A 24,782-nucleotide genomic window follows, 5' to 3' on the forward strand; every position below is an offset into this window, starting at 1 on the left:
CGGGCGGCACCTCCGGGAATCCGAATCCGAACAAAAGACGCCGGGCGGGCTGGAGACCCTCCAGCCCGCCCGGCGTTCTCGTCCCGCGTCGAGCGCCCAGCGCCTAGCAGCCCAGGAGGCGACCAGCCAGGTACCCCTCGATCTGGTCGAGAGACACCCGCTCCTGCTTCATGGAGTCACGCTCGCGCACCGTCACCGCGTTGTCCTCGAGCGTGTCGAAGTCCACCGTCACGCAGTACGGCGTACCGATCTCGTCCTGGCGGCGGTAGCGGCGGCCGATCGCGCCCGCGTCGTCGAACTCGATGTTCCAGTGCTTCCGCAGCGCCTGCGCGAGGCCCTTGGCCTTCGGCGACAGCTCCGGGTTCCGGGACAGCGGCAGCACCGCGACCTTCACGGGAGCCAGGCGGTGGTCGAGGCGCAGCACCGTGCGCTTCTCCATCTTGCCCTTGGCGTTGGGCGCCTCGTCCTCGACGTACGCGTCGAGCAGGAACGCCAGCATGGTGCGCCCGACACCCGCCGCGGGCTCGATGACGAACGGCGTCCAGCGCTCGCCGGCCTCCTGGTCGAAGTAGGAGAGGTCCTGGCCGGAGGCCTTGGAGTGCGCCGACAGGTCGTAGTCCGTGCGGTTCGCGACGCCCTCCAGCTCGCCCCACTCCGAGCCGCCGAACTGGAAGCGGTACTCGATGTCGGCGGTGCGCTTGGAGTAGTGGGAGAGCTTCTCCTTCGGGTGCTCGTACCAGCGCATGTTCTCCTCACGCAGGCCGAGACCCGTGTACCAGTTCCAGCGCTCCTGCATCCAGTACTCGTGCCACTTCTCGTCCTCGCCCGGCTTGACGAAGAACTCCATCTCCATCTGCTCGAACTCGCGGGTGCGGAAGATGAAGTTGCCCGGCGTGATCTCGTTGCGGAACGACTTGCCCATCTGCGCGATGCCGAACGGCGGCTTGCGGCGCGAGGTCTGCTGGACCTGGAGGAAGTTGGTGAAGATGCCCTGCGCGGTCTCGGGGCGCAGGTACGCGATCGAGCCGCTGTCCTGCGTCGGGCCGAGGTGGGTGGAGAGCAGACCCGAGAACTGCTTCGGCTCGGTGAACTGGCCCTTGTTGCCGCAGTTGGGGCAGTTGATGTCCGCGAGGCCGTTCTCAGGGAGGCGGCCGTGCTTGGCCTCGTACGCCTCCTCCAGGTGGTCGGCACGGAAGCGCTTGTGACAGGAGGTGCACTCGGTGAGCGGGTCGGTGAAGGTGGCGACGTGACCGGAGGCCACCCAGACCTCGGTCGCCAGGATCACCGACGAGTCGATACCGACGACGTCCTCGCGCGACGTCACCATGTAGCGCCACCACTGGCGCTTGATGTTCTCCTTGAGCTCGACACCCAGCGGTCCGTAATCCCAGGCGGCCCGCTGACCGCCGTAGATCTCGCTGCAGGGGAATACGAAGCCACGGCGCTTGCTCAGGCTGACGATGGTGTCGATCTTGTCGGCGGCCACGGTGCTCTCTTCATTACGACGACGGGCGACGAAGCGAGACGCTTCAAAGCGAATGCTTCAGGGTACCGGCGGTGGCTCCCCCTCAATCAAATCGGTGCCGTCCACAAGCCCACGCCAGAGCTTGTTGACAACGGTTTCCATGTTTGATGAAAATGACTGTCATGAACGTACGACGACGCCTCATAGCCGGCACCGCGGTCGCGGCGGCCACCGCCCTCGGGCTCGGAGCCCTCTCCGCCTGCTCCTCCTCCGGTGCCGCAGCGGGCGACAGCGGCAAGTTCGACGTCGTGGCGTCGTTCTACCCGCTGGCCTTCCTCGCCGAGCAGATCGGCGGGTCGTACGTCCACGTCACCAGTCTGACCCAGCCCGGCCAGGAGCCGCACGACCTGGAGATCAGCGCCAAGCAGACCGCGCAGCTCCAGGAGTCCGACGCCGTCCTCTACCTCAAGGGCCTGCAGCCCTCCGTCGACGACGCGGTGGCCCAGTCCGAGATCAGGACGAAGGTCGACGCCGCCTTGCTGACCTCCCTGGAGAAGCACGGCAACGAGGTCGGCGGGCACGCGGCCGCCCACGACACCCACCAGGGCGAGGAGTCCGGCGGCGAGGACCCCCACATCTGGCTCGACCCGGTGCGCTACGCCCAGGTCGCAGGCGGCGTCGGCGCCGCCTTCGAGAAGGCGGACCCGAAGCACGCGGCCACCTACAAGAAGAACACCGACGCACTGGTCAAGAAGCTCGACGACCTGAACACCCGGTACGCGGACGGACTGCGGAACACGAAGACCAAGGTCTTCGTCACCACGCACGCCGCCTTCGGCTACCTCGCCGAGCGCTACGGCCTCACCGAGGAGGCCATCAACGGCCTGGACCCCGAGTCCGAGCCCAGCGCCGCCCGCGTCCGCGACCTCGAGAAGATGGCCAAGGCCGACGGCGTCTCCACGGTCTTCTACGAGACGCTCGTCAGCGACAAGACCGCGAAGACCATCGCGAAGGACGCGAACCTGAAGACGGACGTCCTCGACCCGATCGAGGGCATCACTCCGAAGTCCCGCGGCCGCGACTACTTCCAGGTCATGGAGTCCAACCTCAAGGCCCTGCAGACCGCCCTGGGCACCAAGTGATCGCTACGGAGGACGCCATGGACGCCATGGACTCGATGGGCGAGCCCGTCATATCGATGCGCGGCGTACGCGCCGACCTGGGCTCGCGCCCGGTCCTGCGCGGCATCGACCTCACCGTCCACCGCGGTGAGGTCGTCGCGCTGCTCGGGGCGAACGGCTCCGGCAAGTCGACCGCCGTGCGCAGCGTCATCGGCCAGGTGCCGGTGAGCGCCGGGGAGATCGCACTCTTCGGCACCCCGCGGCGCGCCTTCCGCGACTGGCGGCGCGTCGGGTACGTGCCGCAGCGCACCACCGCCGCGGGCGGCGTGCCCGCCACGGTGACCGAGGTGGTCTCCTCGGGCCGCCTGTCCCGGGCGCGCTTCGGCGTCCTGCGCAAGGCCGACCACGAGGCCGTACGCCACGCCCTGGAGCTCGTCGGCATGGCGGACCGGGCCAAGGACTCCGTGGGCGCCCTGTCCGGCGGCCAGCACCAGCGCGTGCTGATCGCCCGCGCGCTCGCCTCCGAGCCCGAACTGCTGATCATGGACGAGCCGATGGCGGGCGTCGACCTGGCGAGCCAGGAGGTGCTCGCGCAGACGCTCAGGAACCAGGTGGCCTCCGGTGCCACCGTCCTGCTGGTGCTGCACGAACTGGGCCCCCTGGAGCCCCTGATCGACCGGGCGGTCGTCCTGCGCGACGGCTGCGTACTGCACGACGGCCCGCCCCCGAAGGCCGTGGGCCAGCACGCCCTGCCCGGCCACGACCACGTCCACCCGCACGACGCCGCGGGCACCGAACCGATCCGCACGGGACTGCTGAGCTGATGGACTTCCTGAACTACGCCTTCATGCAGCGGGCCCTGCTCGCCGCCGTCCTGGTCGGCATCACGGCCCCCGCCGTCGGCATCTACCTCGTCCAGCGTCGCCAGGCCCTGATGGGCGACGGCATCGGCCACGTGGCGATGACGGGTGTCGGCCTCGGCTTCCTCCTGTCGACCTCACCGGTGTGGATGGCGACGGCCGTCTCCGTCCTCGGCTCGGTCCTCATGGAACTGATCCGCTGGTACGGGAAGACGCGCGGCGACATCGCGCTCGCGATGCTCTTCTACGGCGGTATGGCCGGCGGCGTGATGTTCATCAACCTCGCGCCGGGCGGCTCCAACGCGAACCTGACGTCGTACCTCTTCGGCTCGTTGTCCACCGTCTCGCAGTCCGACGTGGTGGCGATCTGCCTGCTCGCGGCCTTCGTCGTCCTGGTCACCCTCGGCCTGCGCCGCCAGCTCTTCGCGGTCAGCCAGGACGAGGAGTTCGCCCGGGTGACGGGCCTGCCGGTGCGCGCCCTGAACCTGCTGACGGCGGTCACGGCGGCCGTGACGGTGACCGTCGCGATGCGGGTGGTCGGTCTCCTCCTGGTCTCCGCGCTGATGGTGGTCCCGGTGGCGGCCGCGCAGCAGCTCGGCCGCAGCTTCGCGGCGACCTTCGCGATCGCGGTCGCCATCGGCGTGACCGTCACCCTCGGCGGCACGATCACGTCGTACTACCAGGACGTGCCGCCCGGCGCGACGATCGTGCTGCTGACCATCGCCGCGTTCGTCGCGCTCACCGCCCTCGCCACTCCGCTGGCGCGGCGACGCGCGCGGGCGCTCGCCGCCGCGCAGCCCTCCGGGGACCCCGCAGAGTGCGCGATTCCGGCCACTCGGGGGGCCGGCGACGAGGTCGGAGTCTGACCGCGCGCAGGCCGGGCTGGCACAATGGCCCGGCAGGGCACAGACGTGAGGCGCGGAGAGCCCAGGGGCGCGCCGGTGTCGAGGTCGTGGGCTCGCGGAGGCCCGAAGGGCCGAGCACGGTCACGGTCCGGCACCGGCTCAGAGCGCCCCGCAGGCGAACGAGCCGTCAAGAAGGAGGCAACCGGTGACCACCGCAGGACCGCCCGTGAAGGGCCGCGCCACCCGGCAGCGTGCCGCTGTCGCGGCGGCCCTCGACGAGGTCGACGAGTTCCGCAGCGCGCAGGAGCTCCACGACATGCTCAAGCACAAGGGCGACTCGGTGGGCCTGACGACGGTCTACCGCACCCTGCAGTCGCTCGCCGACGCCGGCGAGGTCGACGTCCTGCGCACCTCCGACGGCGAGTCCGTCTACCGCCGCTGCTCGACCGGCGAGCACCACCACCACCTGGTCTGCCGCGTCTGCGGCAAGGCCGTCGAAGTCGAGGGGCCGGCGGTGGAGAAGTGGGCGGAGGCGATCGCGGCAGAGCACGGCTTCGTCAACGTCGCCCACACGGTGGAGATCTTCGGCACCTGCGCGGAGTGCGCGAGCGCCGAGTCCGAACGCTGAGCAGCGGGGCGGGCTCAGGGCGCCATGTCGTCCCGTGCACGCAGGAATAGGAGCCGTCGTCGTTCCGCCCCACGCCGTCGTACGACCAGCAGTGCGGCATCGGGGCGAGCGTCCACATCCGCAGCGCCATGAGTACGCCGAACACGGCCGCGACCGCCCACCCCGCGTACGACGGCCGCCCCTCGAGCGCCACTTTGTCACTCCGGCTGGTTCGCGGTCGCGCGGCCGATCTCGTAAGGGCTCTCATAACCCTCGTAGGCCAGATGCATCGTCATGCCGGCGCCGGCGTGGGCCAGGTTGTGGCAGTGGTCCATCCACAGCCCCGGGTTGTCGGCGCGGAACGCCACCTCGTAGCGCTCGCCGGGAGCCACGTTCAGGGTGTCCGACCACCAGGGGCTGCCGGAGACGGCGTGGCCGTTGCGGCTGAGCACCAGCATCCGGTGGCCGTGCAGGTGCATCGGATGGTCGGCGAAGCTGCGGTTGACGAACGTCGTCCTGACCAGGTCTCCGGTGCGCACCATCAAGGTCGGCACGTTCGGGAACGTCTTCCCGTCGATGGTCCAGCGCAGTGCGAAACGGCCGTCGTAGAAGCCGAAGCTCTGGCCGAGCACCACCGTGTAGTGGCGGTCGAAGCGGCCCTTGTCGAACGGCGTCGGGGCGGGCCTGCCGTAGGAGGCCGGGTCGAAGTCCGGGCCGGGCGTGGCCGGCGCCAGGTCACCCCGGCCGGTGGGGGACAGCAGCACCCCGGCGTCCCCCCGCACGAGTCGCAGCTGAACGGGGCGGTCGGGCATGGTGAACGTGAGGTCGTAGCGGCCACCACCGGGGACGCTGATCCGCTCGTTCCTCAGCGGCGTGGGGCCGCCCAGGTCCGTGCCGTCGATCGCGGCCACGGCGAACGGCACCCCGGACAACGCGAAGGCGCGCAGATGGCTGTCGGCGTTGATCAGGCGGAGGCGTACCTGCCCGCCCGGCCGAACCGCCCTGTGCGACACCGATCCGGACGGGGTGCCACCGGCCAGGGACAGCGCGGTCACGTTCCCGTCCGGGGACGTCCAGCGATGCGAGACCACGGCCAGGTCCTCCCCGCGGGGGGAAGACCGGGCGGGGTCGACGATCAGGGCGCCGAACAGCCCGCGCTCGACCTGCTCGGCCGACTGCTGGTGCGAGTGGTACCAGAAGCTGCCCGCCCGGTCGGCCACGAACCGGTAGACGTGCCGGCCACCGGGAGGGACCGCGTCCTGGGTCATGCCGGCCACGCCGTCCTCCGCGTTCGGCACGTCCACGCCGTGCCAGTGCACCGTCACTCCCGCGGTGACGTCCCGGTTGACCAGCGTCACCTCGACCAGTTCGCCCTGCCGGACGCGCAGTTCGGGGCCGGGCAGCCGCCCGTTGAAGGTCCACGCCTCGATCCGCTGTCCGGAGGCCAGAGTGGCCGGGGTGCGCCGGGCGGTCAGCGTGAAGCGGCGGTCCGGCTCGCGGTCCCGGGGCCCGGTCAGGGTCGATATGTCGATGCCGTGCGCGCCGTGCCCGTGCCCCATGTCGTGCGAGCTGTGGGAGGCCATCGACATCCGGTCGGGCAGTCTGCTGGCCGCCGCGGACCATCCGCCCGCCGCCACCACCGCGAGCGCGGCACCGGACGCCACCAGCGCCTTCCATCTCGGCGCGAGCCGGCCACCGGCCATGACGGCCTCCCACCTCCGTGCGGCCAGCGCGAACCCCAGCAGCAGCGCCGGCACGGCCATGGCCGGGACGAGATACGGCGGCGCCGGCGGGCTGAACGTCACCAGGAGGTGCTCGATGGCCGCGAAGGCCGCGCCACGCACCCGCCACACGGCCGGACGACCGCGCGGCGGTGCCAGGCACACGGCCGCGACCAGCGGTGGCAGCGCGAGGGGGACGAAGTCGGCCGCGAGGAGCCGGTCGACCGACACGAGCACCGTGCCGGCGACGAGTCGCAGCGCCACCGGCAGCAGAGCGAGGACCAGCAGGGCCCGTCGCAGGCGCGGTGCGCGCGGCCCCAGGGCCGCCGCCATCCCGTACAGCAGCGCCAGGCCGAGGGCCGCGGAGAAACCGAGGATGAAGAAGACCACCATGGGATCCGATGCTCCCCGCCAGGGGGCTCCTCGACGTCGGCCGCAGCCGGTAACTTCCCACTGCCGCGGGCGGGTTACCCATACCGTACGAGTTGTATCGTCCGAATACCTCACAGGGCGGATCCCCGCGCATGCGCCTGCAGCCGACACTTGACCGCGTGATGAACCACGCCGCGATCCGCAACGCCCTGCCTGCCGTCTCGGTGGCGTCCCTCACGCTGGTGTTCGCGGTCGGCGGCATCGGGCCCTCGGGCGGTGACGACCGGCCGGTGGACGCGGGAGCGGTCGCGCTGGCCGTCGGCTGCGCCGTCGCCCTGTGTCTGCGCACCCGTTTCCCGGTCACCACGTTGCTCGTGGCCGACGGGGTCACGCTCGGCTGGCTGGCCGCGGGCTACCCCGGACGCCTGATCACACTGGGCGCGCTGATCATGTGCTACACCGTGACGGCGCGCCGCGGCTGGCGGTGGGGGATCGCGGGGGCACTGGTGTGCCTGGCCACCACTCTGGTGGCGACCCGGGTGTGGCTGACGGGATCCTGGTTCGATGACCGGTCCTTCAACGCCGCCGCCCTGATCGTCGCCTCGTTCGCGCTGGGCGCCGCGATCCACTACCACCGCGCCTTCGCCGCCGGGGCCAGGGCGCACGCCGAGCAGGTCGCGCAGGCGCGCGCCGAGCAGGCCAGGCGCGAGGTCGCCGAGGAGCGGCTGAGGATCGCCCGCGAACTGCACGACGTGTTCGGGCACACCATGGCCGCGATCAGCGTGCAGGCCGGGGTCGCGGTCCATGTGATGGAGCGGCGGCCGGCGCAGGCCGCGGAGGCGCTCACCGCCATCAAGCGGATCAGCGACGAGGGACTGGACGAGGTACGCACGCTGCTGAGCGCGTTACGCGGCGTTCCGGCCCCGGCCGTACCTTCGGAGTCCATGGGTCTGGCCCGGGCCGACCGCCTGCTGGAGACGCTGAAGGCGACCGGAGTGCACACCGAACTCGCGGTGCGGGGCGCCGTCAGACCGCTGCCCGCGGCGACCGACCTGACCGCGTACCGCGTCCTTCAGGAATCCCTCACCAACATCCGCCGCCACGCCCGCGCCACAGCGGTGCGCGTGGCCGTCGACTATGGCCCTTCCCGGCTGGACCTGACCGTGACCGACAACGGCCGGGGCGGAACGCCCGACGGCCACGGCAGCGGAATCCAGGGCATGCGCGCCCGTGCCGACGCCCTCGGCGGTTCCCTTTCCGCGGGCCCGCAGCCGGGCGGCGGCTTCGCGGTGCGCTGCTCGCTGCCCCTCGTGCCCCTTGAGGAGGCTTCATGATCCGCGTGCTCATCGCCGACGACCAGGCTCTGGTACGCGGCGGATTCCGGGTGCTGATCGAGACGGAGCCGGACATGACCGTGGTCGCCGAGGCCCGGGACGGCGACGAGGCCGTCGCGCTGGCCCGCGGCGAACGCCCCGACGTGGTGCTCATGGACATCCAGATGCCCGGCACGAGCGGGCTCGCCGCCACCCGTCTCATCACCGGGGATCCGGAGCTGGCCGGGGTGCGGGTGCTGATCCTGACGACGTTCGACCAGGACGACTACCTGATGGACGGGCTGGATGCCGGGGCCAGTGGGTTCCTGCTGAAGAACACCGAACCGGCCCAGTTGCTCCACGGCATTCGCCTGGTCGCGGGCGGCGAGGAACTGCTCTCCCCCGGGCTGGCCCGGCGCCTGCTCGGTGGCCGCCGCCCGCATGTGGACCCCGGCGTCTTCGCGCAACTCACCGACCGGGAGCGCGAGGTGGTCGCCCTGGCCGCCCAGGGCCTGGGCAACGACGAGATCTCGGCGGCTCTCCACATCAGCCTCGCCACGACGAAGACCCACGTCAGCCGGGCTCTCACCAAGCTCGACGCTCGCGACCGCGCGCACCTGGTCGCCCTGGCCTACCAGCAGGGGCTCATCACCCCGGGCCCGTAGTGGCCTCCGGAAAGCGCTAGGGCTGCTTGCCCTCCATCGCCAGCAGCTCCTCGTTCGGGATCGCGCCGCCGAAGCGGCGGTCACGGGAGGCGTACTCGACGCACGCCCGCCACAGGTCGCGCCGGTCGAAGTCCGGCCACAGCACGTCCTGGAAGACCATCTCCGCGTAGGCGCTCTGCCACAGCAGGTAGTTGGAGGTGCGCTGCTCGCCGCTCGGGCGCAGGAACAGGTCGACGTCCGGCATGTCCGGGTAGTACAGGTGCTTGGCGACCGTCTTCTCGTTGACCTTCGACGGGTCGAGCCGGCCGGCCTTGACCTCCTCCGCGATGGCCTGCACCGCGTCCGCGATCTCCGCACGGCCGCCGTAGTTCATGCAGAAGTACAGCGTGAGCCGGTCATTGCCCTTGGTCTGCTCCTGGGCGACCTGGAGCTCCTTGGCGACGGACTTCCACAGCCGGGGCATACGGCCCACCCAGCGCACCCGCACGCCCAGTTCGTCGAGCTGGTCGCGGGTCTTGCGGATGAAGTCGCGGTTGAAGTTCATCAGGAAGCGGACCTCGTCGGGCGAGCGCTTCCAGTTCTCGGTGGAGAAGGCGTACAGCGAGATGCTCCCGACGCCCATCTCGATCGCGCCCTGCAGCACGTCCAGCACCCGCTCGGCACCGACCTTGTGCCCCTCGGTGCGCGGCAGCCCGCGCTGCTTGGCCCACCGCCCGTTCCCGTCCATGACGATCGCCACGTGGTTCGGGATCAGCTCCCCGGGGAGCTTCGGCGGCCGCGCGCCGGACGGGTGCGGCTCCGGCGTCCTGTACTCCCGGCGCTGGCGGCCCAGAAACCCGCGTACGGCCATGTGCTTCTCGCTCCTCGGTTCTTCGGTCTGTTCGCTTTGTCGCTTTGTCGCTGTGTCGGTCTGCCGCTCCGGCAGCTGTGACGCCGCGTCGCTCTACTGTTCCACGTACCTGAGCGAGCGCAGCCCCCGCTCCAGGTGCCAGTGCAGATACGCCGACACGAGCCCGCTGCCCTCCCGGACGTACCGCGCCTCGCACGCGTCCGCGGTCTCCCAGTCTCCCGTCAGCAGCGCGCCGAGCAGTTCCAGGGCCTGCGGCGAGGGTACGACGCTGCCGGGCACCCGGCAGTCGGCGCACACGGAACCGCCCGAGGCGACCGAGAAGAAGCGGTTCGGCCCGGGCATGCCGCACTTGGCGCAGTCGCCGAAGCTGGGCGCGTAGCCGTTGACGGCGAGGGAGCGCAGCAGGAAGGCGTCCAGGACGAGGTGCGGCGCGTGCTCACCACGGGCGAGCGTCCTCAGGCCCCCGACCAGCAGCAGATACTGCTGGACGGCCGGCTCCCCCTCATGGTCGGTGAACCGCTCGGCGGTCTCCAGCATGGCGGTCCCGGCGGTGTACCGGGCGTAGTCGGTGACGATCCCACCACCGTAGGGGGCGATGGTCTCGCTCTGTGTGCACAGCGGCAGCCCCCGCCCGACCAGCTCGCTCCCGCGCGCGAAGAACTGCACGTCCACGTGCGAGAACGGCTCCAGCCTGGCCCCGAACTTCGACTTGGTCCGGCGTACCCCGCGGGCCACGGCGCGTACACGTCCGTGACCCCGCGTGAGCAGCGTGATGATCCGGTCCGCCTCGCCCAGCTTCTGGGTGCGCAGCACGATGCCGTCGTCGCGGAACAGACTCATGGGGTCCATTCTCGCCTACGGCGGGCCCGCCTCGGGCCGGGTCCTCAGGGGACCTCACCGCGGCTGCGTGCGTTGGCGTACGCGGTGGCGGCCCGCAGGCGCTCGGCCGGCGTCGCGGGGCGCACGGCCTCCGGTTCGACGTCCCACTCCTTGCCCCCGCCGTACGGTCTCAGCTGTACGTAGGGGCCCTCGTGCCCCATGACGATGCCCACCCTCCCGCTGCGGGTGTCGACGGCGTACGACCCGATCGGCGGCTTCTTCTTCATCACGCCTCCGCCGTCGGCCGCGCCCGAAGCGCCGCCGCGAGCCGGGCGGCGACATCGACGGAACAGCCACCCAATTCCACCAGCGGACAGGGTGTCTCCCGCGCCAGACTTGCCGGGTCGAGCCGGAGCGACGGCAATGTGATTCCGGCGCTCGCGAGCGCAGCCCGCAATTCCTTCACTGTCTCCTCCGCCTCTTCGACGCGGTGCGCCGAGTCTCGTCCCCCGAGTGGTACGTGTACTGCAGTCACCGTGCTCCCCTTCCCCGTGCAATTTCACGCTTCGCATCTCCATGGTGACGCTCTGCATCTACACTCGACAGGTGTCTGTGCCCTACAAGTGCGAGGCAGCGGGGGTGCGTTGAGCCATGGCCAACGGTGCGCGGCAGGCGGCGTGGGAGTTCTTTGGTGCCGAGCTGAAACGGCGACGGGAGAACGCGGGGTTCACCCAGGCGGCGCTGGGAGCGCGAGTTTTCGTCTCGGGCGGCTACATCGGCCAATTCGAACAGGCGATTCGCAAACCTCAGTTGGACGTTGCACAGCGCATCGACGAGGTCCTGCAAACCGAGGGCTTTTTCGAGCGGACGTGGCGAAAGCTCATCGATGACGCACGGTACGCGGACTATTTCGCGGAGGTGGTGGAGCTCGAGCGGACGGCCACGAAGATCTGCGAGTTCGCGCCTACGTTGGTGCCGGGGTTGTTGCAGATGGCGGACTACGCGAGCGCCGTGACGCTCGCCAACAACCCGTTCGTCGCCACCGAGTACGTGGCGGAGACGGTGGCGGCACGGCTGGAGCGGGCACGCATCCTGGCCGACGCTACAAGGCCCGAGTATTGGGTCGTGTTGCACGAGAACGTTCTGCGCATCCCGGTGGGCGGGCCGGCGGCGATGGCACAGCAGTTGGAGCACGTGGCAGGGATGGCGCGGGAGCGGAGGGCGCTGGTGCAGGTGTTGCCGTACGCGCAGGGTGCGCACACCGCCATGAGCGGGATGCTCCAGCTGATGGAGTTCGACGACGCGCCGCCAACTGCCTATACCGAGACCTCGTTTTCGGGGACGCTCATCGACAATCCAGCGGTGGTGAAGCGTGCGCAGCGCGCATACGATCTGCTCAGGGCCGCCGCGCTCTCGCCTACGGCGTCCCTGGCCCTGATCGAGTCGGCGGCGGAGGACCACAGACGATGCGCGAGTACGACCTGAGCAACGCCCGCTGGCGCAAGAGCAGCTACAGCAACGGCGAGGGCGGCAGCTGCGTCGAGGTCGCGTACGACTTCCCTGGTGCCGCCCGCTGGCGCAAGAGCAGCTACAGCAACGGCGAAGGCGGGGACTGCGTCGAGGTCGCCGACGGAGTCCCCGATGTCGTCCCGGTCCGGGACAGCAAGGTGCCCGGAGGTCCCGTGGTGCTCGTGAGCCCGGCCGCCTGGACGGCGTTCGTGCGCGGGCACCTGGTCCCGCGCACGAGTTGACGCCGGTGTGCTGACGGGCCGGAGCCGGCGACCCGGCCCGTCTTGTCGATACGTACTGCTACAGCAGGTTATAGGCCTGGAACCCGCTGCCGATCTTGACCGGCTTCTGGAACACGGACTGGGTGTTGCCCGTGCCCGTGCCCGAGTACCGGTACAGGTCGCCGTTCGGCTTACGAGCGATCAGGTCCGGCTTTCCGTCGGCATCGAGGTCACCGACCGACAGCAGCCGGTCGTACATGTTCCAGCCGCCGCCGATCCTCGTACGGGCCGCGAACGGGGCCTTGTAGTCGCCGGTGCCCTTGTAGAGCCACAGGACGCCGGACTTGTCCCGAGCGACGATGTCGGCCTTTCCGTCACCGGTCAGATCACCCTGGCCGGCGATCTGGGTGTACTGGCCCCAGCCTTGGCCGACACGTTTCCGCGAGGTGAGCTTTCCGTCCGGGTAGGCGAGGTACTCCCACAGAACACCGGCCTTGTCGACGGCGATGAGGTCGGCCTCCTTGGCTCCGCCGAGGTTTCCGGGGGAGAGGACCGTGGTGTAGATGTTCCAGCCCGTGCCGACATGGTTGGTGTGCATGTCGAGGTGGTCATCGATCCACAGGTAGTCCAGCTTCCCGTCCTTGTAGAGGTACCAGGTGCCGTCGCTCCACCCGTCCTTGTCGTTGTCGACATCGATCGAGTCGGCGATGGCTTCGAAGGTGACCCCCACGTCTTCGCGGGGCTCGAAGCCGCCCTTGCGGTCCGTGAAGTACAGGTACAGCTCGGCGGTCCGCTTGTGCACGGCCGTCAGCGCGAAGCTGGGCGTTTCCACCGTGCCGTCCGCGCGGACGCGCGGCCCGAGGCTCTGGACGTCCCGGGCCTGCTGCTGTGCCCCGGCTGCGGCACGCGTCCGGGCGGCCCCGGCCGGGTCCCCGGAGGCGAAGGCCGTACCGGCCGTGGTGGCCATCGCGGCCGTGACGGCGGTGGCGGCCAGTGCGCCCCGAAACGCACGCCGACGTCGGGCAATGATCATGAAGGTCCCCCTGCGATCTTCTGAACGGCACATGTCATGCCGCATGGTCATCGGCAGCTTCTCACAGGGGCCTCACAAGACTCACCGGATTTCCCCGGTGAGCGTCAGGACGGTCGTCGGGCGAGGACCTGAATCCCCTTCGACTCATGGCCGTTCATGGTGGACACGGTGATGGTCCGGGTGTCGACGGTTTCGAAGCCGGCGAGCAGGGTGGAAAGCCGCTCGCGGGAGTGATGGCGGCAGACCACACCGTCGCCGGTTTCGAACACGCCGTAGCTGCCGTAGTGACGGGCGTGGCGGCGGTACCGGCTGCGGTTGCGTTCGTCGTCCTGCAGCAGAAGGTCGCTGACGTAGAGCATTCCACCGGGCTTGAGAATGCGGTTCAGCTCGGCGATCAACCGGTGTTGGGCTTCATCGCCGGGGACGCCCGTCAGCACGGCGAAGAGCAGGACTGCGTCAAAGGCCGCGTCTGCGAAGGGCGAGGCCGGTGGTGTGTCGAGGATCGCGAAGCGCATGGTGGGGTGCAGGTGGCCGGCCCGGTCGATCATTCCCGGTGAGGTGTCCACGCCGGTGAGATTGCCGAAGCCGTGCTGTTCGAGCTCCTTCATGCTGCGGCCGTATCCGCATCCGTAGTCGAGGATCGCCGCGTCCCTGCTCATCCCGTCGAACCAGGGCAGATGGAGCGGGTGGGTGAACGTCTTGGTGGCCGCGGCCGCATCCCAGTAGGGGACCTGGCTGTCGAGGTCGGACATGGCGGATACCTTTCCTGGGCGCTTGGTGACACAGGAAAGTACTCTCCGGGGGCCTGTGGCAGACGACCTACGGCTCACCGAGGGCACCTCCGACAATGCGCGACCTCGCCTACGACGGGCACGCGCGCGTAGCCTCCTTCGACTCGTGGAAGGACGGCCGGGTACCGGGCGGCACCGACCAACGAGGGGACGTCCTCCTCGTACGGACACGCTGACGGCGAGGCCGGCCGCGCGAGGCGGCCGGCCCGAAGCTCGGTCAGCAGACGATCTTCACCCGCCCAGGGGAACGAGCATCCCGGACGTGCTGCCGCGAGGGGCCCTCAGTCCCCGGGAGACTCCTCGAGCATCGCGAGCGTCAGCACGTTCCCGCCGATGCCCCAGCCCCCGTCCGGGACCTCCTCGACCAGGACCATGGTGTTGGCGCGGGCGCGCTCACCGTAGATCTCGACGTACAGCTCGGTGGTGCGGGTGACGATCTTCTCCTTCTGCTTCTCGTCGAGGGTTCCGGCGATGACCTTGAAATTGGCGAACGGCACGACGGCTCTCTTTCTTTCTGATATTGACGTGTCTCCAGCCTGGACCGGGCCTGCGACCCGTGCCACGGCTCTGCTCACCCTGGGGTTGCCGTCCCCTGGCTCGGCCCTTCGCGGTGAGGGACCATGAAACGCGTGAACCACTCCGCACTCGCCGCTTTCCTGAAGTCCCGGCGCGACCGGATCCGCCCCTCCGACGTCGGCCTGCCGCACGGCCCCCGGCGCCGGGTGCCCGGGCTTCGGCGCGAGGAGGTCGCCCAGCTGGCGGGGCTGTCCGCCGACTACTACACGGAGCTGGAACGCGGACGCGGCGCGCAGCCCTCGGCCCAGGTGCTGGCGGCCCTCGCCCGGGCGCTACGGCTGAACGGCGACGAGCGCGACCATCTGTTCCACCTCGCGGACCGCCCGGTCCCGCCGGCGGCGCAGGGCCCGACCGCGCATGTCCAGCCCGGCCTGCTCGGCCTGCTGGACCGGCTCACCACGACTCCCGCCCAGGTCATCACGGACGTGCACGAGACTCTCGTACAGAATCCCCTGGCCGTCGCGCTCCTCGGCCCTGCCCCGGCGGTGCGCGGCCCGGAGGCGAGTTTCGTGTACCGCTGGTTCACCGATCCGGAAGCCCGCGGGATCTACCCCGCCGAGGACCACCCGCACCACTCCCGCGTCTTCGTCGCCGACCTCCAGGCGGTCGCCGCCCGGCGCGCCGGCGACACCGAGGTGACCCGGCTGGTGGCCACGCTGCGCCGGCGCAGTCCGGAGTTCTCCGGCCTCTGGGACACCCACGACGTCGCGTTGCGCCGCACCGACCACAAGCGGATCGTCCACCCCGCCCTCGGCGTCATCGAACTGGACTGCCACAGCCTGTTCAGCGAGGACGGCCGCCAGCGCCTGCTGTGGTTCTCCGCGCCGCCCGGAACCGAGGGCGCCGCCCAACTGGAACTGCTCTCGGTGATCGGCACCCAGGACCTGTCCCCGGAGCGGGCCGGCGGAGCGGCGCCGCCCGGTGGTGGACGCCGCGGCGTGTGACGTGCGGCCTACCGCTCAGCCGGACGCGGCGGTCGGTGCGGGCAGGGGGTCCGGCCCGGTGGGCTCGGTCGCCTCCCACAGGACGTTGAACCGCTTCATGCGCTCCTGGACGTGCTCGGGTGTCATCTTCAGGAGCGTCTTGGCCGGTACGACGTCCACGTCCGGCTCTATCTCGTAGCAGAGCTGCCCGTCGAAGACGATGAAGTCGTTCGTCAGCGTCAGACGGGCCCGCTGCGGCAGTTCCGAGCGGACCGCGATGCGTGCGTCGATGCCGAGGTCCCGCTGGCTGCGGCAGAGGTCCTCCAGTTCCTCGGTGCGTTCGAGCGGATTCTTCACGAGGAACAGCCGCCGCACCCGCACTCCCCGCTTCACGGCCTCTTCCTGTGCCTTCAGATAGCGGTTGGCGGGCTCGCTGGTCCAGAAGTCGCGGTCCACCGGGGTGCTGGTGGCCTCGAGGGTGCGGGCGCAGCACGCGGTGAGGGCGATCAGCCAGTCGTGCTCCTCGCCCGGGCAGTCGGTGCTGCCCCGGCTGAGGCTCTCCATCGTGGACGCGAGCTGGGCGATCCGGTCCTGGGCGAAGTCCTTCACCAGCTGCGACTCCTGGCGGCCCACATGCGTGTAGGCGCGGGCCAGCCGCGCCACGCCGTCGGACCGCAGCACCGAGCGGTCCACCTCGCTGAACAGCTCGGTGGCCTCACTGATCCGGACGAAGGCCCCCTCGACCTCCCTGCGCATCTCCAGGTGGTACTTGTCCAGGCCCTGCTCCATCGAGTTCAGCCGCTGCTCGAAGTCCACGAGGTACTGGATGATCAGTGCCGCGCCACCGAGGACGACGGACACGGTCAGCTGCCACACCCCGTTCTTGTCCTGGTTCAGGACGTTGGTCAGGAAGTAGGTGGCACCGGCCACCACCGCCGTGACCAGTGTCTTCCGTAACAGGTTCGGTGAGCGCTGCCCCTCCTCGCTCCTCGACGTCCTGCGTGCTTCCCCTGATGACGCTCCTGACGCTCCGGTCATGTCGGTCTCCCCCCGTCACAATCGTCGGTTCGTGCCGCCCTTCAGCGCGTGCTCAGCGCCTCGTGCAGCAACGGAATGGCCTGGACGGCCAGTTGGTCGCGGATGCGCTGGACCAGGGTCTGCCACTGACGGGTGAACCCCGGCTCCCGTTCCAGCACGTCCCACAGATGACCCAGGGTGCGGTCCACGTGTGCGCGCGGCATCCACAGATGCAGCAGGTGATCGACGGCCGGGCGCAGCGCGAGGACGGCCGAGGGGCCGTCCGCCGCGCCGAGCCGGCTGCTGTCCAGCATGTGCACGACGGTCGTCAGCAGCCAGTCGTGCAGGGCGAGGTCCTCGCACAGGCCGGCCGCCGCGGCGGCCGGGACGTCCTCCGGAAGCCTCAGTTCCACGGTGCGCAGCCCGTGCTCGGCGAGGGTGAAGCGCTGAAGCGACGGCCCCTCGCCCTCGGGGGCGCGCCGCGCGACCCAGCGCAGATGGGTGCGCCGGGACTTGAAGGGTGCCTTGTGGTCGAGCAGCGGGTGGCGCAGCAGTTGGGCGAGCAGGCCCTCGGCGATCATTCCGAGGTCGAGTTCGCCGCGCGCGCCACCGCGCAGGACGCCTTCGGCGGCGGCTTGTTCGGGGAGCTTCCCGAAGGGTTCGACCAGGCCGGGCCTGACGAGGTAGTGGCCCCAGGGGCGGCGCGTGTCGGGGCCGGCGGACGGGGCGCTGAAGTAGGCGGTGGCCTGCAGGACACGGCCCTCGGTGAGCGCGGCGCGGGCGGCCACCGTGCCGACGGCGCGTACCTTGGCGCCGTTTGAGGTGGGCAGCCGGCAGTCCACGCCGGTGAGGACGTCCGGGGACAGCGCGTACAGGTTGGGCCGCTCGGAGACCCGGACGTGCTCGTCGGCGCGCAGCCTCAGCAGCTGGGCGGCGGCCCGGCCGTCCAGTGCGTGGAAGGACGGCAGCAGACAGGTCCGCACCTCGCCGCAGGCGAGCACCGGACGCGCCGACTGTCCCACGGCCGGCATCTCAGCTCCCCTCGGCGGTGAAGGCGCCGGCGGGCTCCTCGTAGAAGACGTACGTGGCGCGCTGCGCGACCGCGTCCGGCACCGCCGCGCCCTCGCGGGCGGAGCGCTCGGCGACCTGGATGAGGGCGCCCGAGTCGACGTCTATCTGGTCGAGGATGAGCCGTACGGCGTCCTCGACGGCGAGGAAGCGGTTGGGCATCAGGGTGCAGGTGCGGTACGCGCTGAACGGCGCCGCCGTCGGGTTGAGCTGGATCAGCGGCGGCAGCCGGTCCCACTCGTGGGGGAAGTCGCGGCCGTTCCAGGGGCGCGGTACGAGGACGGGTTCGCCGAGGTGGCGCAGCAGGCCGAGGCGGGCGAGCTGCCAGACGGCGGCGAGGAAGGGGCAGGACCACAGCCGCTGTCCGTCCTTCTCGGACCACAGCTCGACGTCCATGAACACGGAGTGGTTCCGGGCGGCGGTCTCCTGGGGCGGCTGCCAGCCGGTGATCTCCCCCATGGCGCTGCGTGAGCCTGGGCTGCGCTGCCCGTTGGCGAGCCAGCCGGTCTGGCTGACGGGCGGGCGGGAGCCGTAGCTGCCCGGGGGCGGTGACTCGACGAGGCGGTGCATCACGGCCTCGGCGAGCTCGATCTTGTCGGCGACGGCGCAGCCCGACTCGCGGGCCAGGTAGTCGATGGCCAGGCCGGCCCGCTCGGCCTCCTGAAGCACCACGGGGACGAGTTCGGCGGGGGTTGAGAAGCGGGTGAAGTAGTCGTCGATGAGGAAGCAGGTGCTGATGCGGGGCCGCTTGCCGCCGGTGCGGCGGGCGGCGGCGGCCCGGGCGGCGTCCACCCAGACGCGCACCTCGGCGAAGTGCTCGCGCAGCCGCTCGGGCCCGGCCTCGAAGTCCTCCATGTAGAGGTGGCCGAGTTCGAGGGAGAGGTGGGCGAGCGGTACGGACTGGGTGCGGGGCTCTGCGGTGGTCTCGCGGAACACGGCTTCCGTCACGGCTGCTCCCAGTACTTGTCGTCGGTCAGCCGGTTCGCCAGTTCGCTCAGTGCCTCCCACGTCTCCCGGTTGGCGATCTGGCTGTCGAGGACGTCCTCGTCGGTGATGAGCTGCTCGCGCCACTGCAGGACGGGCTCCAGCGGCACCGAGCCGAGCACCTGGGTGTATCCGATGCCGAGGGCGGAGGACATCTGCTTCAGGTCGCGGTCGCAGGCGCGCATCCACGCCGACTGGGTCGCCGACACCTGCGACCACAGTGCCGACTCGGGGTCGGGTACGGCGGCCCGGACGAACCGGATGACGTTCCGCAGCGCCTCCTCGTCGTGGCCGCGGGCCACCCCGCCGGCGACGATGCCGCGCTTGCCGTAGACCAGGCTCGCCGCGGCGCCCACGTGCTGCCGGGTCCAGCGGTGGAAGACCAGCCAGCGCGCCAGGACACCGCGCAGCTCGCGCTGGGAGGTGGCCTCCAGGGCCATGTCGACGGCGTAGCTGCGGCCGGCGCTGAGGTCGACGACGATGATGTCGAACTCGCCGTTGAGCCGCAGCAGGAGGTCGACGCAGCGGCGCAGGGTCTCGTCGGTGGTGGCGAACTCGCCGCCGCTGACGTCGCCGGGCATCAGCACCAGGCTGCCGGAGCCGGGGGGCCGGTTGCGCAGCACCGGGTGTTCGGTGTCGGCCCAGACGTCGATGCGGGCCGGTTCGCCGACCTCGCCGGTCAGGTAGGAGTGCAGGCCGCGGTCCTCGGCGGCCCGGCGGGCGTCGGGTACGTCGAAGACGGCCGCCGCGGTGGGCGAGCCGAAGTCGAAGTCCAGGTAGCAGACGTCGTCACCGGCCAGCGCCCGGTGGTAGGCGAGGTTGGCGCTGGTGACGGAGCGGCCCGTGCCTCCCTTGTCGGAGGCCGCGAAGACGAGCACGGTCACACCCCCTGGGCCGCGGCTTCGCGGGCCCGGGCGAGGGCGTCGAGCTGTCCGAGGACGTCGAGGGTCAACGAGCAGGCGGTGCCGGGTTGTTCGTCCACCAGCTTGCGGGCGCGGCGCAACTTGACCTCGATGCTCCTGAGTTCCATGCCTCGGTTGCCCTCGGAGGCCGGGGCGGGCTCCATCTGTTCGTTGCCGAGGAGGTGGGTGGACTCGCTCAGCAGCGCCCGCGCCAGGTCGGTGAGTTCGGCGCTGCGGATCGGCGGCTGCTTGTACATCTGGTGGACCTGGACCATCACCTCGGTGACGCGCTCGGTGATGCTCCAGGACACTTGCCCCTCGTATGCCGGGGTCTCGGGGTAGGCGGCGTGGACGTTGTCCCACAGGCCGGTGCCCTCGCCGTCGCCGATCCGGCGCCGCCACAGGTGGTCGAAGATGTCCTCGGCGAGCCGGAGCAGCCGGTCGTGGGAGCCGAGGTTGCGGGACAGCGTGCACAGCTGGATGGTCCGCTTGAGCAGCTGCGCGGAGAAGTCGCTCATGATCCACTGCATGGGCGGTCCGACGCTCTCGCTGCCCTGCAGCGGCAGGGTGACGCCGGGGTGGTGCAGCCGGACCATGGGGTCGTCCTGGGTCATGCGGCTGGTGATGCGCCCGCGCTCGGCGAGGCGTTCCATGACGCTGACGGTGCGGGTCAGGTCATCGTCGGTGGCGCGGCGCCGCATCAGGTCGTGGACGAGGATGGCGGCGACGGAGAGGGAGAAGTACTCGGATTCGAGTTTCTGGCCGGTGGTGCGCCAGGGGATGTCCTCCAGGGGCCAGCGGTCGCCGCCGAAGCGCGCGATGCCGGACCAGAACTGCTGGGTGATCTCCCAGCGCAGTCGTAACGCCTCGGCGAGCCGCTGCTGTTCGGGGTTGAGCAGGCCGAGGGTGAGCGTGCGGTCGGAGAACAGGTCCTGGATACCGTCGAGGGCGACGACGGTGAAGTAGAGGTACGGCACCGGGTTGGCGACGCCCTGGGGCTGCGGCCCGATGGGTTCGGCGGTCTCGACCTCGGGCGCGTCCCTGACGATGCTCCAGCCCCAGCCGCATTCGAAGAGCTGGTTCGGGTCCTTGAGGCCTTCCTCGACGTCGACACCGAGGACGAAGCTCTCGACGATGGCGGCGCGCAGGGCCTCGAAGCGGTCCTGGAACCTGCGCAGCACGTGCCGCTGCGACAGCCGTCCCTGGCCGAGGAGTTCGCACAGGGTGCGCCCCTGGGAGGAGTCGATGTCGAAGACGTTGATGGTGAAGGAGCGCAGCAGGCTCACCATGGCCGCCGTGAGGCGGTTGCTGGTGGCGGCGCGCACTTCCTGGATGGTCTCCAGGATGTCGCCGCGCCGGGTCTTGGACTCGTAGATCTTGAGGAAGCCGAGGGTGGCCAGGCACAGGGTGATCGACATGGAGTACGAGTCGACGACTCCGAGGTCGCGCTGTTCCTGGGTGAGGTCCCGGTCCTTGTCCCCGGACACGAAGTAGTGGCCGCCCGCGAACGTGGGTCTCTTCTCGTCGGCGTGCCTGCGCATGAACTCGGCGGTGGCCGTGACGAGGTTCGCGGGGATCTCCAGGCGCCCGCCCGCCTTCTTCATCACCCTCTGGACGTCGTCCTGTGTGGTGTCCGGGTCATCCAGGCGGAAGGCGGGGATCTCCGTGGCCGGGTACAGGATGCAGAGCAGGCGCTCGGCATCGGCGACGCTGCTTTCCCCACCCCGTTTGCCCCAGGTCCACTCCCCGCCGTCGAACGAGTGGCGGGCGATCGCCTGCCAGATGTCCAGCAGATGCTGGCGTGGCTTGATCTGCATCCCATGCCCCTCACACAGGCCGCGCTGCCATCATTGGAGGACGTGCCGTCTTCTATTGTGACGATGCGTCCTCAAACGGCCGGAATATCGGACTCCGGAATGTCGGACTCCGAATTCCTCCAGCCGTAGGCGACGATCATTCCCGAATAGCCTTCACGCACGGCGGCCGAAGCCTTGAGACGCATGGTCTTGAACTCGCCCGCGAAAGGCACGAGACTCTCGTACACCTCCAACTCTCCCACGTCGCACGCCGGGAAGAAATGCTTGCCCGCGTGATACCCGGACGAATGTTCCATGAACGCGGCGGCGAAGGGCGCGCCGGGGGCGAGGGCGCGCAGGAAGCACTCGACGGCGCGGGCGAACTCCGCGTGCGAGGTGGTCATCGACTCCGCGACGAAGAACATGGTCCCCATCGACCAGCGGCCCTGGTGCCGCACCAGGTCGAAGAGGTTGCCCGACTGGACCCGGACCACGTCGCCGAACCTGGCGCGCGGGTCCAACTCCAGTGCGCCGTATGCCTCGTTCTTGCGCAGGAGGTCCCAGAACTGGTCCCAGTTCCCGTCGTAGGAGGCGACCTGGCTCTCGAGGTAGCGGACGTTCGACGGCGAGCGCTCGTAGAGGGTGATCTCCTCGCACCAGGGGAGCATGGCGAGCGCCGGGTAGAGGTTCGCGCCGGCCCCGACGTCGATGCCCGAAACGCCGTCGGTGTCACGTCCCTGGAAATGATCGCCGAAATGATCGCCCACGATCTGAAGGATCTCCGCGTCCTCCGCCTGCAGGCCGCGGTAATTGTGGTCGACGTAGGCAATGGGGTCGAATGCGGCCCATGATACGTCCGCATTCAGCTGTACATCCCCCGGCGATCTGAAGGTCATTGGTCGAGCGTACCAATCGGAAGACCGGGCGGGATCCCCCTTGGGCCAACCGGGCGACGCAGTTACGCCACTTGGGGCGCACCGGGGGCGCATCGGGGCGAATGACTTATTGGACCTGATCCTGCCTTGAACGGGCTGGATCGTCCCGCTCAAGATGGTCGGAAATCTGTCGAACACACCCGAACGGCAGACAGCGCGCGTCCCACTCGTACCACCCGTACGGACGGTCACTCGCGCTTGACTCCATTCCGCAGGGGGGCGGCATGACTGTGTTTCCAGAGGAACGTTTCCCTTCGCCTGGCGGGCCCACCGGACCGGCTCTGTTCCACGATCGGGCGTTCGTCGACCGCCCCCTGACGATGCGGGGGGTCACGGAGGACGACCTGCCCCAGCTGGTGCGGGTGGACAGGGAGGCGTTCCCCGACGAGCCGTATCCCTACTTCGTGCTGCGCCAGCTGTTCGACCTGCACGGGGACTGCCTGCTGGTGCTGGACGACGGGCAGAGCCTGCACGGGTACGTCCTGTACGTCACCACGCCGGACCGCTACCGGAGCTGGATCGTCAGCCTCGGTGTGACCCGGGACCAGCGGGGGCGTGGGCTCGGCCGGCGGCTGATGCTGGAGGTGCTGCGCCGGCTGCGGGCCGAAGAGGTGCGCGAGGTGCGGCTGACGGTGGAGCCGGCGAACGCGGCCGCGATCATGCTCTACCGGTCGCTGGGCTTCTCGTCCGACGAGGGGGTGCGCAAGGACTACTTCGGGGCCGGAGAGGACCGGCTCATCATGACGCTGGGACTGTGAAGCGCCGTACGTACCGCCGCTGCCAGGGCGTTTCCACGGCGTGCCGGTCGTAGTGGGCGCGCACATGGGCGACGGCCCGCTCCGGCGGTACGCCGTCCAGTACGGCGAGGCAGGCGAGCGCGGTGCCGGTACGGCCGCGTCCGCCGCCGCAGGCGACCTCGACGCGCCCGCATGCGGCCCGCTCCCATGCCTCGGTCAGCAGCCGCCGGGCCTCGCCACGGCTGCTGGGCAGCCAGAAGTCGGGCCACCGCAGCCAGTCGGAGGCCCAGGGCACGTCCGGGGGCCGCTTGCCGAGCAGATACAGCCCGTAGGTGGGTGCGGGCCCGTCCGGCACGGGCCGCCGAAGGCCCCGCCCGCGCACCAGCCGCCCGGACGGCAGCCGCAGGACGCCGGGCGCCTCGGGGTCCCAGCCTTCGCCGTCGGCCGTGCCGGTGCCGTTGTCCGGTCGGGGATCGCTCATCGGTCCAGTGTCGGCCGGCGGGCCCGCGCGGGCGGGCCGTTTCGCGGGCGGCGGACGGACGGGCGCGTCGGCGGCCCTCGGCCACCGCTCTCGCTGCCACCATCCTGGGGAGGGGGCAAGCCGCCCCCGAGCCGAACAGGTCGGCCGTCCCGGCTCTCCACGGCCACCGCCATGGCCGGCGCAGCGCCGGGAAAAGGAACACGTCCGGGAGCCCTGATGCCCTTCCCCGCCCCGCTGACCGGAGTAGTCCCGCCCGTCTGCACCCCTTTGACACCGGACCGCGAGGTGGATGTGCCCTCGCTGCTGCGGCTGGTGGACCATCTGCTGAACGGCGGGGTGGACGCCCTGTTCGTGCTCGGGTCGTCCGCCGAGGCCGCCCACCTCACGGACCGTCAGCGCGCTGTCGTGGTCGAGTCGGTGGTGGCCCATGTCGCGGGGCAGGTGCCGGTACTGGCCGGGGCCATCGACATGACGACACCCCGGGTGCTGGACCACGTGGCGTATGTGACACGGGCGGGGGCGGACGCGGTCGTCGTGACGGCGCCGTTCTACACGCGGACGCACCCCGCGGAGATCGCCCGGCACTACCGGCTGGTCGCCCACCGCTCCCCCGTGCCGGTCGTCGCCTACGACATCCCCGTCTCCGTGCACGTGAAGCTGGGCCCGGAGCTGGTGCTGGAGCTGGCGGGGGACGGGACACTGGCCGGGCTGAAGGACTCCAGCGGCGACCTGGCCGGTCTGCGTGCGGTCGTGACGGGGGTGCGGTCGCGTCCCGCGCTCACCGGGTTCAGCGCGCTGACGGGTTCGGAGCTGGTCGTGGACTCGGCACTGGCGCTCGGCGCGGACGGGGCGGTACCCGGGCTGGCCAACGTGGACCCGGAGGGCTATGTCCGCCTGGACCGGCTGTGCCGCGCGGGTGACTGGGAGGCGGCGCGGGCGGAACAGGAGCGGCTGTGCGCGCTGTACGGCATGGTCGGCGTCGGGGACCCGGCCCGGATGGGCGGGAGTTCGTCGGCGCTGGGGGCGTTCAAGGCGGCGTTGCATCTGCGCGGGGTGATCGCGTGTCCGGCGACGGCGGAGCCGCAGGTGCCGCTCACGCAGGAGGAGCGGGAGGGGGTGGGGAAGTGTCTCGCGGCGGCCGGGCTGCTGTGACGGTCACTCCGGGTCGGCG

General features: G+C 70.5%; 26 protein-coding genes. 11 read left to right on the forward strand and 15 right to left on the reverse strand.

Going from position 1 to position 24,782, the window contains the following annotated elements; all coding sequences use genetic code 11:
• Positions 1-103 precede the first annotated feature (103 nt).
• On the reverse strand, positions 104-1,486 hold the full coding sequence (locus tag ACIRC0_RS15520) for a glycine--tRNA ligase (protein ID WP_200417275.1): 1,383 nt from the start codon (positions 1,484-1,486) through the stop codon (positions 104-106).
• A 161-nt stretch (positions 1,487-1,647) separates the two neighbouring features.
• On the opposite strand from ACIRC0_RS15520, the gene ACIRC0_RS15525 reads away from it, so the two are divergent.
• The 4 genes from ACIRC0_RS15525 to ACIRC0_RS15540 all read left to right on the forward strand — a co-directional run bounded on the left by ACIRC0_RS15525 (position 1,648) and on the right by ACIRC0_RS15540 (position 4,919).
• Positions 1,648-2,607 (forward strand): metal ABC transporter substrate-binding protein, encoded by a 960-nt coding sequence (locus ACIRC0_RS15525; RefSeq protein WP_403616234.1) that lies wholly within the window; start codon positions 1,648-1,650, stop codon positions 2,605-2,607.
• Positions 2,608-2,642: 35 nt separating this feature from the next.
• Positions 2,643-3,410 carry a metal ABC transporter ATP-binding protein gene (locus ACIRC0_RS15530; protein WP_403616518.1) on the forward strand — a complete coding sequence of 256 codons (768 nt, stop codon included), beginning with the start codon at positions 2,643-2,645 and terminating at the stop codon, positions 3,408-3,410.
• On the forward strand, positions 3,410-4,312 hold the full coding sequence (locus tag ACIRC0_RS15535; RefSeq protein ID WP_403616237.1) for a metal ABC transporter permease: 903 nt from the start codon (positions 3,410-3,412) through the stop codon (positions 4,310-4,312). The genes ACIRC0_RS15530 and ACIRC0_RS15535 overlap by 1 nt, the downstream gene beginning before the upstream one ends.
• 184 nt (positions 4,313-4,496) lie before the next feature.
• Complete coding sequence (locus ACIRC0_RS15540) at positions 4,497-4,919, forward strand: Fur family transcriptional regulator (protein ID WP_403616239.1); 423 nt, start codon at positions 4,497-4,499, stop codon at positions 4,917-4,919.
• A gap of 197 nt (positions 4,920-5,116) precedes the next feature.
• Here the strand turns inward: ACIRC0_RS15540 and ACIRC0_RS15545 are convergent, their stop codons facing one another.
• Positions 5,117-7,012 (reverse strand): multicopper oxidase family protein, encoded by a 1,896-nt coding sequence (locus ACIRC0_RS15545; protein WP_403616242.1) that lies wholly within the window; start codon positions 7,010-7,012, stop codon positions 5,117-5,119.
• A gap of 161 nt (positions 7,013-7,173) precedes the next feature.
• Here ACIRC0_RS15545 and ACIRC0_RS15550 point away from each other — a divergent pair, with 161 nt between their 5' ends.
• Both ACIRC0_RS15550 and ACIRC0_RS15555 read left to right on the forward strand, forming a co-directional pair.
• Positions 7,174-8,325 carry a sensor histidine kinase gene (locus ACIRC0_RS15550; protein ID WP_403616521.1) on the forward strand — a complete coding sequence of 384 codons (1,152 nt, stop codon included), beginning with the start codon at positions 7,174-7,176 and terminating at the stop codon, positions 8,323-8,325.
• Positions 8,322-8,969 carry a response regulator gene (locus tag ACIRC0_RS15555; RefSeq protein WP_403616244.1) on the forward strand — a complete coding sequence of 216 codons (648 nt, stop codon included), beginning with the start codon at positions 8,322-8,324 and terminating at the stop codon, positions 8,967-8,969. The genes ACIRC0_RS15550 and ACIRC0_RS15555 overlap by 4 nt, the downstream gene beginning before the upstream one ends.
• 16 nt (positions 8,970-8,985) lie before the next feature.
• Here the strand turns inward: ACIRC0_RS15555 and ACIRC0_RS15560 are convergent, their stop codons facing one another.
• The 3 genes from ACIRC0_RS15560 to ACIRC0_RS15570 form a co-directional block, all read right to left on the reverse strand.
• Complete coding sequence (locus ACIRC0_RS15560; RefSeq protein WP_403616247.1) at positions 8,986-9,819, reverse strand: isoprenyl transferase; 834 nt, start codon at positions 9,817-9,819, stop codon at positions 8,986-8,988.
• A gap of 93 nt (positions 9,820-9,912) precedes the next feature.
• Positions 9,913-10,659, reverse strand: coding sequence for a DNA repair protein RecO (gene recO, locus ACIRC0_RS15565; protein ID WP_200417284.1), 747 nt, complete (start codon positions 10,657-10,659; stop codon positions 9,913-9,915).
• Between the two features lie 44 nt (positions 10,660-10,703).
• The gene (locus tag ACIRC0_RS15570) at positions 10,704-10,925 is read right to left on the reverse strand and encodes a hypothetical protein (protein WP_403616249.1); all 222 of its coding nucleotides are present in this window, start codon (positions 10,923-10,925) and stop codon (positions 10,704-10,706) included.
• Positions 10,926-11,289: 364 nt separating this feature from the next.
• Here ACIRC0_RS15570 and ACIRC0_RS15575 point away from each other — a divergent pair, with 364 nt between their 5' ends.
• Together ACIRC0_RS15575 and ACIRC0_RS15580 are read left to right on the forward strand one after the other, a co-directional pair.
• Positions 11,290-12,123 (forward strand): helix-turn-helix domain-containing protein, encoded by an 834-nt coding sequence (locus ACIRC0_RS15575; RefSeq protein ID WP_403616252.1) that lies wholly within the window; start codon positions 11,290-11,292, stop codon positions 12,121-12,123.
• A complete protein-coding gene (locus ACIRC0_RS15580; RefSeq protein ID WP_403616255.1) occupies positions 12,105-12,389 on the forward strand; it encodes a DUF397 domain-containing protein in 285 nt (94 codons plus the stop codon). Before ACIRC0_RS15575 ends, ACIRC0_RS15580 begins: the two co-directional genes overlap by 19 nt.
• A 58-nt stretch (positions 12,390-12,447) precedes the next feature.
• On the opposite strand, the gene ACIRC0_RS15585 is transcribed toward ACIRC0_RS15580, so the two are convergent.
• The 3 genes from ACIRC0_RS15585 to ACIRC0_RS15595 form a co-directional block, all read right to left on the reverse strand.
• Positions 12,448-13,401 carry an FG-GAP repeat domain-containing protein gene (locus ACIRC0_RS15585; protein ID WP_403616257.1) on the reverse strand — a complete coding sequence of 318 codons (954 nt, stop codon included), beginning with the start codon at positions 13,399-13,401 and terminating at the stop codon, positions 12,448-12,450.
• 104 nt (positions 13,402-13,505) lie between these two features.
• Positions 13,506-14,153, reverse strand: coding sequence for a class I SAM-dependent methyltransferase (locus tag ACIRC0_RS15590; protein ID WP_403616260.1), 648 nt, complete (start codon positions 14,151-14,153; stop codon positions 13,506-13,508).
• 320 nt (positions 14,154-14,473) lie between these two features.
• Entirely contained in the window at positions 14,474-14,689 is a 216-nt protein-coding gene (locus ACIRC0_RS15595) for a tautomerase family protein (protein ID WP_403616263.1), read from the reverse strand.
• Between the two features lie 132 nt (positions 14,690-14,821).
• Between ACIRC0_RS15595 and ACIRC0_RS15600 the strand changes: the two genes are divergently transcribed.
• Positions 14,822-15,712 (forward strand): helix-turn-helix domain-containing protein, encoded by an 891-nt coding sequence (locus ACIRC0_RS15600; protein ID WP_403616265.1) that lies wholly within the window; start codon positions 14,822-14,824, stop codon positions 15,710-15,712.
• Between the two features lie 15 nt (positions 15,713-15,727).
• On the opposite strand, the gene ACIRC0_RS15605 is transcribed toward ACIRC0_RS15600, so the two are convergent.
• The 6 genes from ACIRC0_RS15605 to ACIRC0_RS15630 form a co-directional block, all read right to left on the reverse strand.
• Complete coding sequence (locus ACIRC0_RS15605) at positions 15,728-16,729, reverse strand: DUF6879 family protein (protein WP_403616268.1); 1,002 nt, start codon at positions 16,727-16,729, stop codon at positions 15,728-15,730.
• 41 nt (positions 16,730-16,770) lie between these two features.
• Positions 16,771-17,739, reverse strand: coding sequence for an SCO2521 family protein (locus ACIRC0_RS15610; protein ID WP_403616271.1), 969 nt, complete (start codon positions 17,737-17,739; stop codon positions 16,771-16,773).
• A gap of 1 nt (position 17,740) precedes the next feature.
• On the reverse strand, positions 17,741-18,724 hold the full coding sequence (locus ACIRC0_RS15615; protein ID WP_403616273.1) for an SCO2522 family protein: 984 nt from the start codon (positions 18,722-18,724) through the stop codon (positions 17,741-17,743).
• Positions 18,721-19,638 (reverse strand): SCO2523 family variant P-loop protein, encoded by a 918-nt coding sequence (locus ACIRC0_RS15620; RefSeq protein ID WP_403616523.1) that lies wholly within the window; start codon positions 19,636-19,638, stop codon positions 18,721-18,723. The genes ACIRC0_RS15615 and ACIRC0_RS15620 overlap by 4 nt, the downstream gene beginning before the upstream one ends.
• A gap of 2 nt (positions 19,639-19,640) precedes the next feature.
• Positions 19,641-21,479 (reverse strand): SCO2524 family protein, encoded by a 1,839-nt coding sequence (locus ACIRC0_RS15625; protein ID WP_403616276.1) that lies wholly within the window; start codon positions 21,477-21,479, stop codon positions 19,641-19,643.
• Positions 21,480-21,550: 71 nt separating this feature from the next.
• The gene (locus tag ACIRC0_RS15630) at positions 21,551-22,354 is read right to left on the reverse strand and encodes an SCO2525 family SAM-dependent methyltransferase (RefSeq protein WP_403616279.1); all 804 of its coding nucleotides are present in this window, start codon (positions 22,352-22,354) and stop codon (positions 21,551-21,553) included.
• A gap of 263 nt (positions 22,355-22,617) precedes the next feature.
• On the opposite strand from ACIRC0_RS15630, the gene ACIRC0_RS15635 reads away from it, so the two are divergent.
• Entirely contained in the window at positions 22,618-23,151 is a 534-nt protein-coding gene (locus tag ACIRC0_RS15635) for a GNAT family N-acetyltransferase (RefSeq protein WP_403616282.1), read from the forward strand.
• Here ACIRC0_RS15635 and ACIRC0_RS15640 read toward each other — a convergent pair.
• The gene (locus ACIRC0_RS15640) at positions 23,132-23,611 is read right to left on the reverse strand and encodes a protein phosphatase (RefSeq protein ID WP_403616285.1); all 480 of its coding nucleotides are present in this window, start codon (positions 23,609-23,611) and stop codon (positions 23,132-23,134) included. The two genes, ACIRC0_RS15635 and ACIRC0_RS15640, sit on opposite strands and share 20 nt — an antisense overlap.
• A gap of 216 nt (positions 23,612-23,827) precedes the next feature.
• Here ACIRC0_RS15640 and ACIRC0_RS15645 point away from each other — a divergent pair, with 216 nt between their 5' ends.
• Entirely contained in the window at positions 23,828-24,763 is a 936-nt protein-coding gene (locus ACIRC0_RS15645; RefSeq protein ID WP_403616287.1) for a dihydrodipicolinate synthase family protein, read from the forward strand.
• The last annotated feature ends 19 nt before the right edge of the window (positions 24,764-24,782 follow it).

The sequence above is a fragment of the Streptomyces sp. NPDC093984 genome (assembly GCF_044764595.1).
Taxonomy (GTDB): Bacteria; Actinomycetota; Actinomycetes; order Streptomycetales; family Streptomycetaceae; genus Streptomyces; species Streptomyces cynarae.

What these genes read in the sequence shown, in the direction of transcription:
- ACIRC0_RS15525 (WP_403616234.1), top strand. Translation starts at nt 1,648, where the DNA reads ATGAACGTACGACGACGCCTCATAGCCGGCACCGCGGTCGCGGCGGCC.
- ACIRC0_RS15530 (WP_403616518.1), top strand. Translation starts at nt 2,643, where the DNA reads ATGGGCGAGCCCGTCATATCGATGCGCGGCGTACGCGCCGACCTGGGC.
- ACIRC0_RS15535 (WP_403616237.1), top strand. Translation starts at nt 3,410, where the DNA reads ATGGACTTCCTGAACTACGCCTTCATGCAGCGGGCCCTGCTCGCCGCC.
- ACIRC0_RS15545 (WP_403616242.1), bottom strand. Translation starts at nt 7,012, where the DNA reads ATGGTGGTCTTCTTCATCCTCGGTTTCTCCGCGGCCCTCGGCCTGGCG.
- ACIRC0_RS15550 (WP_403616521.1), top strand. Translation starts at nt 7,174, where the DNA reads ATGAACCACGCCGCGATCCGCAACGCCCTGCCTGCCGTCTCGGTGGCG.
- ACIRC0_RS15555 (WP_403616244.1), top strand. Translation starts at nt 8,322, where the DNA reads ATGATCCGCGTGCTCATCGCCGACGACCAGGCTCTGGTACGCGGCGGA.
- ACIRC0_RS15560 (WP_403616247.1), bottom strand. Translation starts at nt 9,819, where the DNA reads ATGGCCGTACGCGGGTTTCTGGGCCGCCAGCGCCGGGAGTACAGGACG.
- recO (WP_200417284.1), bottom strand. Translation starts at nt 10,659, where the DNA reads ATGAGTCTGTTCCGCGACGACGGCATCGTGCTGCGCACCCAGAAGCTG.
- ACIRC0_RS15570 (WP_403616249.1), bottom strand. Translation starts at nt 10,925, where the DNA reads ATGAAGAAGAAGCCGCCGATCGGGTCGTACGCCGTCGACACCCGCAGC.
- ACIRC0_RS15575 (WP_403616252.1), top strand. Translation starts at nt 11,290, where the DNA reads ATGGCCAACGGTGCGCGGCAGGCGGCGTGGGAGTTCTTTGGTGCCGAG.
- ACIRC0_RS15580 (WP_403616255.1), top strand. Translation starts at nt 12,105, where the DNA reads ATGCGCGAGTACGACCTGAGCAACGCCCGCTGGCGCAAGAGCAGCTAC.
- ACIRC0_RS15585 (WP_403616257.1), bottom strand. Translation starts at nt 13,401, where the DNA reads ATGATCATTGCCCGACGTCGGCGTGCGTTTCGGGGCGCACTGGCCGCC.
- ACIRC0_RS15590 (WP_403616260.1), bottom strand. Translation starts at nt 14,153, where the DNA reads ATGTCCGACCTCGACAGCCAGGTCCCCTACTGGGATGCGGCCGCGGCC.
- ACIRC0_RS15605 (WP_403616268.1), bottom strand. Translation starts at nt 16,729, where the DNA reads ATGACCGGAGCGTCAGGAGCGTCATCAGGGGAAGCACGCAGGACGTCG.
- ACIRC0_RS15610 (WP_403616271.1), bottom strand. Translation starts at nt 17,739, where the DNA reads ATGCCGGCCGTGGGACAGTCGGCGCGTCCGGTGCTCGCCTGCGGCGAG.
- ACIRC0_RS15625 (WP_403616276.1), bottom strand. Translation starts at nt 21,479, where the DNA reads ATGCAGATCAAGCCACGCCAGCATCTGCTGGACATCTGGCAGGCGATC.
- ACIRC0_RS15630 (WP_403616279.1), bottom strand. Translation starts at nt 22,354, where the DNA reads ATGACCTTCAGATCGCCGGGGGATGTACAGCTGAATGCGGACGTATCA.
- ACIRC0_RS15635 (WP_403616282.1), top strand. Translation starts at nt 22,618, where the DNA reads ATGACTGTGTTTCCAGAGGAACGTTTCCCTTCGCCTGGCGGGCCCACC.
- ACIRC0_RS15640 (WP_403616285.1), bottom strand. Translation starts at nt 23,611, where the DNA reads ATGAGCGATCCCCGACCGGACAACGGCACCGGCACGGCCGACGGCGAA.
- ACIRC0_RS15645 (WP_403616287.1), top strand. Translation starts at nt 23,828, where the DNA reads ATGCCCTTCCCCGCCCCGCTGACCGGAGTAGTCCCGCCCGTCTGCACC.